10 protein-coding genes and 3 tRNA genes are annotated in these 11,001 nt (G+C 38.7%); 5 read left to right on the forward strand and 8 right to left on the reverse strand.

The genetic code is table 11. The features are described from left to right. Window positions 1-121 precede the first annotated feature (121 nt). From MMY79_RS05510 to MMY79_RS05525, 4 genes are all read left to right on the forward strand, one after another. Window positions 122-631, forward strand: a complete 510-nt coding sequence (locus MMY79_RS05510) for a chorismate lyase (protein ID WP_004790961.1) — start codon at window positions 122-124, stop codon at window positions 629-631. Continuing rightward, on the forward strand, window positions 628-1,506 hold the full coding sequence (ubiA, locus tag MMY79_RS05515; RefSeq protein ID WP_252612452.1) for a 4-hydroxybenzoate octaprenyltransferase: 879 nt from the start codon (window positions 628-630) through the stop codon (window positions 1,504-1,506). The genes MMY79_RS05510 and ubiA overlap by 4 nt, the downstream gene beginning before the upstream one ends. Window positions 1,507-1,617: 111 nt before the next feature. Beyond that, window positions 1,618-3,063, forward strand: coding sequence for a lipase family protein (locus MMY79_RS05520; RefSeq protein ID WP_252612453.1), 1,446 nt, complete (start codon window positions 1,618-1,620; stop codon window positions 3,061-3,063). Window positions 3,064-3,175: 112 nt separating this feature from the next. Next, on the forward strand, window positions 3,176-3,376 hold the full coding sequence (locus tag MMY79_RS05525; protein ID WP_035331519.1) for a hypothetical protein: 201 nt from the start codon (window positions 3,176-3,178) through the stop codon (window positions 3,374-3,376). Window positions 3,377-3,387: 11 nt separating this feature from the next. Here the strand turns inward: MMY79_RS05525 and MMY79_RS05530 are convergent, their stop codons facing one another. From MMY79_RS05530 to MMY79_RS05555, 6 genes are all read right to left on the reverse strand, one after another. Further along, the gene (locus MMY79_RS05530) at window positions 3,388-3,831 is read right to left on the reverse strand and encodes a DUF2726 domain-containing protein (RefSeq protein WP_252612454.1); all 444 of its coding nucleotides are present in this window, start codon (window positions 3,829-3,831) and stop codon (window positions 3,388-3,390) included. Between the two features lie 56 nt (window positions 3,832-3,887). Then, window positions 3,888-3,963 (reverse strand) — tRNA-Asn (locus tag MMY79_RS05535). 181 nt (window positions 3,964-4,144) lie between these two features. Further along, window positions 4,145-4,220 (reverse strand) — tRNA-Asn (locus MMY79_RS05540). A gap of 8 nt (window positions 4,221-4,228) precedes the next feature. Further along, window positions 4,229-4,304: transfer RNA gene (locus MMY79_RS05545), tRNA-Asn, on the reverse strand. Between the two features lie 145 nt (window positions 4,305-4,449). Further along, entirely contained in the window at window positions 4,450-5,076 is a 627-nt protein-coding gene (locus tag MMY79_RS05550; RefSeq protein WP_003650584.1) for a superoxide dismutase, read from the reverse strand. 145 nt (window positions 5,077-5,221) lie between these two features. Further along, complete coding sequence (locus tag MMY79_RS05555) at window positions 5,222-5,980, reverse strand: Nif3-like dinuclear metal center hexameric protein (protein WP_252612455.1); 759 nt, start codon at window positions 5,978-5,980, stop codon at window positions 5,222-5,224. 194 nt (window positions 5,981-6,174) lie between these two features. Here MMY79_RS05555 and MMY79_RS05560 point away from each other — a divergent pair, with 194 nt between their 5' ends. Then, on the forward strand, window positions 6,175-7,350 hold the full coding sequence (locus tag MMY79_RS05560) for a trypsin-like peptidase domain-containing protein (protein ID WP_252612456.1): 1,176 nt from the start codon (window positions 6,175-6,177) through the stop codon (window positions 7,348-7,350). 41 nt (window positions 7,351-7,391) lie between these two features. Here MMY79_RS05560 and MMY79_RS05565 read toward each other — a convergent pair whose 3' ends face one another. Beyond that, window positions 7,392-8,630 (reverse strand): multifunctional CCA addition/repair protein, encoded by a 1,239-nt coding sequence (locus MMY79_RS05565; protein WP_252612457.1) that lies wholly within the window; start codon window positions 8,628-8,630, stop codon window positions 7,392-7,394. A gap of 91 nt (window positions 8,631-8,721) precedes the next feature. Continuing rightward, window positions 8,722-10,992, reverse strand: a complete 2,271-nt coding sequence (locus tag MMY79_RS05570; protein ID WP_252612458.1) for an NADP-dependent malic enzyme — start codon at window positions 10,990-10,992, stop codon at window positions 8,722-8,724. Between the last annotated feature and the right edge of the window lie 9 nt (window positions 10,993-11,001).

Raw genomic sequence — 11,001 nt, forward strand, 5'->3', positions numbered from 1 at the left:
ATTTGCGTAAAAAAGCCTGCTTATGCAGGCTTTTTTATTGCTTGGAATGTTGATTGAATTCTCTACGTTTTTTATCAAAAAATTGGGGTAAACTAGGTGCGAGTTTTCATGTGAGCAGATTATGCGTAAACGACAACCAGTACTTAAACAGGAAAAGACTTTAAATCCTGAGTTGAAAACATGGTTGTATGCGTCCGGTTCTCTGACTCAACAATTGACTGAACTTGGTGGTGGCCAGTTTAGTGTAAAGCCTTTTCAAGAGCATTTTCAGCGTTTAACTTTTGCAGATAGTCAGTGGATGAAGATGTCTCATGCTCATACTTCATGGGTAAGGGAAACCTATTTATATGGCTGTGAAGCAGAGCCATGGGTTAAAGCAAAAAGTATTTTTCCAATTCAAAGTTTACAAAAAAAAGCCCGTATATTTCAGCACATTGGTTCTAAGCCAATTGGCTTTTTTCTATTTCAAAGAACAACACCACTTTGTGACCGCCGTGTCATTCGTTTGCCGGAAGGCTGGACAAGACAAAGTTGCTATACTTGGCATGGGTGTAAATTTATTGTTCAAGAAACATTCTTACCGGCTTTTGAAGCTTTTTTAAATCAGCAGCACGACAAGGAATTACTATGACGACTGCAACAAGCACAACATGGCGTCAGCGCTTAGAAGCTTATTATTATCTATGTCGATTTGATAAGCCAATTGGTACTGAACTGGTTTTTTGGCCAACCATGTGGGCGCTTTGGGTTGCATCAAAAGGAATACCTGATTTAGGTATTTTATTTGTCATGATTTTAGGCGTCATTTTTATGCGTGCTGCGGGATGTGCGATTAATGATTTTGCAGACCGTAAAGTAGATGCTCATGTTGAGCGTACTAAAACGCGTCCGCTCGCAACTGGGGTGATTCGTGCAAGAGAAGCAGTATATGTGTTCTTGGTACTCGTTTTAGCAAGTGCATGTCTATTGTTCTTTTTACCCATTGAAACCTTCTATTGGTCATTTGGGGCATTATTCTTAGCGTTCATTTATCCATTTATGAAACGCTATACCAACTTACCACAGGTCTTTTTAGGTGCGGCATTTTCATGGTCGATTCCAATGGCTTTTACTGCGGTAGGGAAAACCCCAGATTTGACTTGCTGGCTACTTTATTTTGGTAATTTGGCTTGGACAGTGGCTTATGACACTCAATATGCAATTACAGACCGTGAATATGATTTAAAGATTGGCGTCAAATCTACTGCTATTCTTTTTGGTCGATATGACATTCAGATTATTGCACTCTTACAGGCAACCAGCCTTGTTTTGATTGGGGCTGCACTGTATTTAGAAAATATCTTATTTCCATGGGCGATCATTGCTTTAATTATTGTTGCATTCGATTTTATATATCAAACAATTAAAACCAAAGACCGCAACCCTCAAGTATGTTTTTGGGCATTCCGTCACAATCGCTGGGTTGGATTAATCATTTTTCTAGGAATATTTTTAAATTTCATATAGTAAAAATGACCGTAAGGTTGAAAAGTGTTCTATGCAGAGCACTTTTTTTATGTCTTAATATTCGTGCATAAAAAATATGCGGAATAAATAATACATAAAAAAGGATATTCTATGAAACGGTCAAAAATTGCTTTAGCTATAACATTATCGGTTTCAACATTATTTCTTGCAGCATGTAATGACAATGATGATGACTATGTTGGCGTAAACCCTGATAAAACCTATCTGTCTGAAAGTAATTACGCTATAGATCAAGTTGATAATGCGTCAACGATTAAAGTAATGACTTATAACATGGCTAATGTTCAAGGAAAAACAGCAACTGCTACAGCAATGGTATTGTTTCCCAAAGCAACACAACCGAAAGATGGTTATCGTGTGGTTGTATGGGAGCACGGCACTGTTGGGGTAGGTGATGGTTGTGCGCCAAGTAAGAATACAATTAATCCACGATTTAAAATTCTTGCTGAGACTTTATTGGCGGCTGGTTACGTGATTGTGGCACCAGATTATGAGGGTTTAGGTACACCAGGGGTGCATCCATACTTAAACTTATCTAGCGAAGCAAAATCAGCGCTAGCTGCAGTAAAAGCAGTAAAAGAACATTATGGTGCCCAGTTAAAAGGTGATTGGATGTCAATTGGTCAGTCACAAGGTGGACATGCATCTTTAGGTACTGCTGAATTTGCGAATATGGATACAAGTTACAAAGGTGCTGTAGCGGGAGCACCTGCTTCAAGCTTGGGAACAATTATTCAAATTTATATTGACCCACAATTTAATCTTGACGCAGATGGAAAACCTAAAGCAGTAAATAAGCTGGACGAGAACTTACTTCAAGTTCGTAAAGCAGTAGCTAATAATGTAATTACGGTGGCTCAAGGTCAGGCAATGATTGACCAAATTGCAGATGGTTATGCTGAATTATTAGCATATGCAGCATTTGCAAGTGCAGGGATTAAAGCCCAGCAACCAAACTATGACTTTAAGACAATTTTTACATCAGGAGCGGCTGACATTGCAGAATTGGCTTATGGACGTACAGGTGATGATGGTGCATGTTTAAGTTATCCTGCACCTGATAGTGCAAATGGCTTGCAAGAGAAATTTAAAGCAGGAATCTTAACTTTCTTGGCTGATCCTACACATCAAATTACACAGTACGGTATTGATCTGAATAAATTTAAGGCCGATCAAGTTGTTCAAAGTTTCTTGACAGCAACCCAACCTGCGACGAATGCTACAGTCGAGAAAGTCATTAAAACACCTGTATTTATTATCCAAGGTGAAAAAGATCAAGCTGTGTTGCCTGTAGTCACACAAGGCTTATTCGCGAATATGAAAGCGAAAGCTGCAGATCTGTTCCCACAAGCAGCCTACGATAAAGGCTATAAGCTAACTATTGTACCGAATGCAACTCATACACAAGCAATCATATGTCAAAATGCCAATGCTGTAGATTTCATTCAAGCCAATATGTCAGCTGGTACGGGTATTGTACTAACAGATGCTCAGAAAGATGCTAGCCAAAGTCCTCACTGCACAGGTAAATTCTAAGATTTAATTATCTATTTAAAAATTAGCTTTAAAAAAGAGCCACTTTATAGTGGCCCTTTTTGTTATATTGTTACGTATATTAAAATTGACACCATTTGAGTTTGAAGTAGTTATGAGCCAGCAACCTGTTGAAAAGAAATCTGTTCCTTGGTTATTAATGGGATTAGGCTTGCTTATTCCTTTTTTTATTATTGGAATACTTTTCTTGGCTGCAAAAAGTGATGCTAAGACTAAAAAACAATATGAACAGCAACGTTTAGAGATGGAAAAAAGAATAGCTGAAAAAGAAGCAGCAAGTTCTGAAAAGAAATAACAGCAGTGCCTTTAATGGATATCCTTTTGTAGCTGACGTACACTTGGAATGTTTGTATAACGTCTTACTATATAACCTGCTTCTGTGAGCATTTGATCACGAATACGGTCTTCTTCTGCTTTTTCAAGATGGGTAGGGTCATCTAGCTCAATAATGGCAATCACTTCCATCTTGTCGTTAAGTACAACGAAGTCGGTAACTTTTCGATTGAACTGACTACGAATTTTATAGTCCTTACTAGTAATTAAAGCACTAAAAGCCACTTGTGCTAAAACATGATAACTTGGAAAACTTTGTTTTAAACGAATAAACATCTGAGTTTCAAAGTTGGTAATGATAGGACGAGCAAAGAATTTTTGTTTTGGAAATAAATAAGGACGTAAACAAACAACAAGAAAAATGCAGGTGCTTATGCAACCTAAAACAATAAAAAATAAGTGACTCGATTCGAACATGTGAAGGCATCATACAAATAAAAACCCACTCATGATGAGTGGGTTTTTAAGAATCTTGGCTCTCCAACCTGGGCTCGAACCAGGGACCTGCGGATTAACAGTCCGTCGCTCTACCGACTGAGCTATTGGAGAATCTGGAAAAGGATTTTAGGGAGGAAAGGGGGCTGGGTCAAGTCTTAATAACAGAATTAGTGAGAATATCTAATCGTTTGGTTTAAAAATATTCGAAACATTGATTTTATTAAAAATAATAGAAAATTATTAAATGATTGGATAAGAAAAAGCCCGCAATAAATGCGGGCTTTTAGAATCTTGGCTCTCCCACCTGGGCTCGAACCAGGGACCTGCGGATTAACAGTCCGTCGCTCTACCGACTGAGCTATGGGAGATTAGTAGATGGCTCTCCAACCTGGGCTCGAACCAGGGACCTGCGGATTAACAGTCCGTCGCTCTACCGACTGAGCTATTGGAGAATCTGATGCGCATTTTATGGATGAAATCTAAAAGCGTCAATAAGAATATTAAAGAAAATGAATCGTTTGCTTGATTAATATGCTTTTACGGCACTAAAAATTAAAAAACCACCCAAAAAGGGTGGTTTTTTAGAAAGAAATAAAATTATTTCTCTACACCAGCTGGTTGGCCTGCAAGTTTTGCATTTGCATAGTCCCAGTTCACTAGGCTTTCTAAGAAAGTTGCGATGTATTTAGGACGTAAGTTACGGAAATCGATGTAGTAAGCATGTTCCCATACGTCAATTGTTAATACGGCAATTTGACCATGTGCAAGTGGAGTGTCTGCATTAGAAGTTTTAGTAATAGATAATTTACCGTTTACTTCATCAGCAACTAACCAAGCCCAACCTGAACCGAATTGAGTTGTTGCAGCAGCTGCAAATTCTTCTGCAAATTTTTCGTAGCTACCAAAAGCTTCTTCAATTTTAGCAGCGATTGCGCCAGTAGGCTTACCACCACCATTTGGCTTCATAGAATTCCAATAGAATGTATGGTTCCAAACTTGAGCAGCATTATTGAAAATACCAGCTTTAGATGCATCACCAGCAGTTGCTTTGATGATTTCTTCTAAAGTTTTACCTTCAAGGTCAGTCCCTTTGATTAAGTTGTTTAAGTTAACAACATAGGTATTGTGGTGTTTGTCGTGATGGTATTCTAAAGTTTCTTTACTAATATGTGGCGCTAAATCATCATAGCCATATGGAAGTGCAGGTAAAGTAATGGTTGTCATGTTCCTATTCCTTGCATTTGCTGGGTTATACAATTAAGTGGCTCTATTGTAAATGATTCTGTTCACAATAGGGCATCGTTTTAAAGAACTATACACAATAAAGATCTAATTAATACGCATAACACAGATTGAAAAAAAGACTTAATTAAATCGGATTATTCAATTCAAAATATTCGGTTTCAATTGCAAACTGCTGTGAAATTGCTTGAGCCAATCGCTGAACGCCGTAACGTTCAGTTGCATGATGACCACATGCAAAATAATGAACGCCTAATTCTTTGGCTTCATAGAAAGTTCGTTCACTGACTTCGCCTGAAATATATGCATCACAATTTTGCAAAGCTGCTTTAGCAATAAAATCTTGAGCACCACCCGTACAAAAGCCTACTTTTTGAATGCTTTGTTTTCCTGCTGGTAGGTGAATCACTTTAAAATCAAAGCTATCTTGTAATTTTGTTTTGAATTCTTCAACAGTAAGCACTTGCTCTAAATATCCAATATTTCCAATCGGATGTTTTTCGGTTAAATCGAGTGGTTCTAAATTCTGTAAATTTAATTTTTCTGCAATTGCTACATTGTTGCCCAAAGTTGGGTGGGCATCTAAAGGCAGATGGTAAGCGACTAATGAAATATTATTTTGAATGAGTTTTTTAATGCGATTACCGCGCATCCCTGTAATTGGGTACGGTTCGCCTTTCCAAAAATAACCATGATGTACAAGTAATAGATCCGCATTTTGAGCAATTGCTGCATCAATCGCATCTTCGGAAGCCGTAACCGCACAAACAATACGTTTTACTTCAGTTGAACCTTCAATTTGCAGGCCATTTGGTGCGTAATCTTTAAACTCTGCTGCTTTTAAGGTTTGGTCGCACCACTGAATAATTTCATGCAAATTCGCCATGATATTTCCTGAATTGAGTAGTTAATAATTGCTAAAGCTATAGAAACATATTTTGTTGTGTAACTAAAGCTAGACAAATCTTTTTTGAGTTTTTTATGTATATCGACATATTTAATTTAAAATGCTTAACTGAAAACTCTTTTTGTTCAATATATTAATTTAATTAAAAACTTCTTTGCGTAGAGGATATGAACGTGCGCCGCACCTTTACATGGTTACCTTGGGTGTTACTTATTATTGTAATTGCCAGTTTTATTGCATGGCAAAAATACCGTCAGCCGAAACCAACTGTTGCCGTTGATGGGGTACAAATGCCTGCCGAAAAAGTTGAACCATTGGTTGATACTTCACGAACGGGCGGGGTAGTGTCTTATAGTGCTGCGGTAAAAGTTGCAGCGCCGGCAGTTGTTAATATTTTTACGACCCAGAAAGTTAAACAAAATCATCCATTGTTAAGTGATCCAGTATTCCGTGAATTTTTTGGAAATCAGGTTCCTGAACAACAACAGCAAAATGAAAATAGTTTAGGCTCTGGGGTTATTGTACGCGCTGACGGCTATATTCTTACCAATAATCATGTGATTGCTCAGGCTGACCAAATTGTAGTGGCATTGCGTGATGGACGCCGTGCAGAAGCAACGATTGTTGGAACGGATCCAGATACAGATTTAGCAGTCATTAAAATTGATTTAGATAAATTACCTGTGTTGCCATTTAAGCTCAGTGGTAATGAAGTGGGTGATGTTGTCTTAGCAATTGGTAATCCATTTGGCGTAGGGCAAACAGTAACTCAAGGTATTATTTCTGCCACTGAACGCTCCGATTTAGGCATCAATACCTATGAAGACTTTATTCAAACCGATGCCGCAATTAATCCTGGTAACTCAGGCGGTGCATTAATTGATGTGGCTGGTAACTTAATTGGGGTGAACACTGCTATTTTCTCTCAGTCTGGTGGCTCTTTAGGTATTGGCTTTGCAATTCCGGCTAAAATTTGCCAACAAGTATTAAACTCGATTTTGAAAGATGGTCGCGTTGTACGTGGATGGTTAGGCATTAGTTTAGTACCGCCTACACAAGACGATGTATTGGCACCAAAACAACAAATTGGAGTTGTGGTTGCTGATGTATTAAAAAGTGGGCCAGCTGCTGCAGCTGGTATAAAAGTTGGTGATAAGATTGTTCAGGTAAATAATGAACCAATCACTTCAGCATCTCATTTGATTAATTACGTTGCATTACAAGCGCCTAATAGCGAAATTAATGTGGTAGTTGAGCGAGCTGGGAAGCAAGAAAACTTTGTGGTAACAGTTGGTGAAAGAAAAAACCAAAATAGTCAATCTCAATTTATACCGTTACCTAAACAGTAAAATAAAAAAGCCTCGTAATGAGGCTTTTTTATTGGCTTAACTTAAGAATGCGTCGGTTTCTGATGTTGGTGTTTGAATTCAGTTAAAGCATCAATACGATATTGAATTAACATTTCGCCAATTTCAGCACCTGTAATGTTCTCTGGTAAATCCTGAACTTTAATAGAGCGAACCACTTGCATCGCATCTAACATGTACTGAGCTTGAGGATAGGGACGATCTTCTAGACCCAGTCTTCCTCTAGCATCACACTCACATGCTTGTACAAAAGCTTCCACTCTCTCAGGACGACGCAATACATCAAGACGTTGTAATAAACGCCATACAGTTCCTGGTTTTAAAGACATAATCTGATGACATTTTAAATGCTCTTTACATACCGATAATGCTAACTGTCGAGTTTGTGTCGGAACTTTTAAACGTTCGCATAGTTCGGTAACGGGTTTCACGCCACGCTCTTCATGCATGATATGGCGCGGAAGTTCATTAACTGGTGTTAGTGCTTTACCCAAATCATGTACTAAAACAGCAAATCGAACATCAAGCGAGTAGTTGGACTTACATGCTTGTTGTAAAGACATGAGAGTATGTATGCCACAGTCTACTTCAGGATGATATTCAGGACGTTGTGGTACACCAAACAATGCGTCAATTTCAGGGAAAAGATGTTTTAACGCACCACAATCTCGTAATGTTTGAAAATAAATATCTGCATGATCTTCTAAAAGTGCACGTGAAGTTTCTTTCCACACACGTTCTGGTGTTAAGGCATCAAGTTCACCTGATTCAGCCATCGTTTGCATGAGTTGTAAGGTTTCAGGTGCAATATGAAAACCATATGCAGAATATCGAGCTGCAAAGCGTGCGACACGTAAAACACGTAAAGGATCTTCAGCAAAAGCTTCTGAGACATGTCGTAAGGTTTTATTTTCTAAATCCGTCTGACCGCCATAGGGGTCATATAATTTGCCATCTTGATCCATTGCTATGGCATTGATGGTTAAATCACGGCGAATTAAATCTTCTTCTAAACTTACTGTGGTATCAGTAAAAAACTGAAAACCGTGATAGCCCTTACCGGACTTTCGCTCAGTACGTGCAAGTGCATATTCTTCTTTCGTTTCAGGATGAAGAAACACAGGAAAGTCTTTGCCTACAGGTTGAAAACCTTGGGCGAGCATATGTTCAGGTGTTGCTCCGACCACAACATAGTCTTTTTCTTGATAGGGATGCCCAAGTAGAGAATCTCGGACGGCACCGCCTACTAAATACACTTGCATGAAAAAACCTCTATTCTTCAAGCAATCATGCTACAGAATAGAGGTTTTCTCAAGTCATTAGACAGGCTTTTCGTAAAAAGCTCTTTCTAAATTACTTTTCTTGTTGTTGGATTTCCGCAACAGTTAAAGCAGTCATATTGATAAGACGACGAGTCGTTGCTGTCGGTGTCAAAATATGAACAGGTTTTGCTGCGCCAAGCAAAATTGGACCAATAGTAACGTTGTTACCAGAAGTCGCTTTCAACAAGTTAAATGAAATATTTGCTGCATCTAGGTTTGGCATAATAAGCAAGTTTGCAGAACCTTTAAAACGCGAACCTGGGAATGCAAATTGACGAATATTTTCATCTAATGCTGCATCACCATGCATTTCACCTTCAACTTCAAGCTCAGGAGCTTGCTCAGATAAAATACGATAAACTTCACGCATTTTTTGAGCACTTGAATCAGTCTGGTCGCTACCAAAACTTGAATGAGAAAGAAGTGCTACGCGTGGAGTAATACCAAAGCGACGTACTTCTTCAGCTGCCAAAATAGTCATTTCAGCAAGTTGTTCAGCAGTCGGGTTAGTGTTTACATAGGTATCTGCAATGAACAAGTTACGATCTTCTAGCATTAATGCATTTAACGTGAAGAAGTTGTTCATGCCTTCTTTAAGACCGATAACATTGCGTACAAAATCAAGGTGAATGTTATAGCTACTGTAAGTACCACATAACATACCGTCTGCTTTACCGAATTTAACCAGTAGAGATGCAATTAACGTTGAACGGCGACGAGCTTCACGTTGAGCATATTCAACAGTGATGCCTTTGCGTTGCATTGTTTGATAGTAATCTTTCCAAAACTCTTCATACATCGGGTTTTGTTCTTGATCAACAATCTCAATGTTTACGCCATGTTGTAAACGTAGGCCTAATTTTTTGATATTTGCTTCAATTACAGCAGTACGACCTACTAAAATTGGTTTAGCTAAATCTTCATCAACTGCAATTTGTACTGCACGTAATACGCGTTCGTCTTCACCTTCCGCATATGCAATACGCTTTGGATCAGCTTTTGCTTGAGCAAAAATTGGTTTCATCAAAAATGCAGAGTTATATACAAACTCAGATAATTTTTGACGATACACAGCGAAATCTTCGATAGGACGAGTTGCTACACCTGAGTCCATTGCAGCTTTAGCAACTGCTGGTGCAATTTCTAAAATTAAACGCTGATCAAGTGGGCGTGGAATTAAATAGTCACGACCAAATGAAGCAGATTTTTCACCATATGTTGCTGCATCAGCTTCAACATGAGCCATACGCGCAATTGCATGTACACATGCAATTTTCATCTCTTCATTAATCGTAGTTGCGCCAACGTCAAGTGCACCACGGAAAATGTATGGGAAACATAATGCGTTGTTTACTTGGTTTGGATAGTCAGAACGACCAGTTGCCATAATGACGTCAGAGCGTACTTCATGTGCATGTTCAGGTAAAATTTCTGGATCTGGGTTTGCCAAAGCAAAAATAATAGGGTTCTCAGCCATCTGTTTCACCATTTCTTTGGTGAGAATACCAGCAGCAGAAAGACCCAAGAACATATCAGCGCCAGCCATTACTTCATGAAGCTGAGATGCGGTAATGTCTTGAACATAACGTTTTTTAGAGTCATCAAGTCCGTCACGAGAAGTCGTTAATAGACCACGAGAATCGGCAACAATAATATTTTCTTTTTTAGCACCAAGCGCACAAAGCAAGTCTAAACATGAAAGTGCTGCTGCACCTGCACCTGAAGCTACGATTTTGATTTCATCAATTTTCTTATTTACAAGTTGCAATGCATTGAGCAAAGCTGAACCTACAATAATACTTGTACCATGTTGATCGTCATGGAATACAGGAATTTTCATACGTTCACGAAGTTTCTTTTCAATATAGAAACATTCTGGCGCTTTAATATCTTCGAGGTTGATACCACCGAAAGTTGGCTCAAGAGAGGCAACGATATCTACAATTTTATCTGGATCGTTTTCTGCAATTTCGATGTCAAATACGTCAACACCAGCAAACTTTTTGAAGAGAACGCCTTTACCTTCCATTACAGGTTTAGAAGCCAATGGGCCAATATTACCTAAACCAAGAACAGCGGTACCGTTAGTTACTACAGCAACTAAGTTTCCGCGTGCTGTATATTTAGCAGCAGTTGAAGGGTCACGTTCAATCTCTAAACATGGCGCAGCAACTCCGGGTGAGTAGGCTAAAGCCAAATCTCGTTGGTTGACAAGTTGCTTACTTGGGGTAACGCTGATTTTCCCTGGGTTTGGATATTCATGGTAATTTAAAGCGGCCTGTTTTAAAGATTGATCGTCCATCTGAGTCTC

The sequence above is a fragment of the Acinetobacter sp. XS-4 genome, assembly GCF_023920705.1.
GTDB lineage: Bacteria > Pseudomonadota > Gammaproteobacteria > Pseudomonadales > Moraxellaceae > Acinetobacter.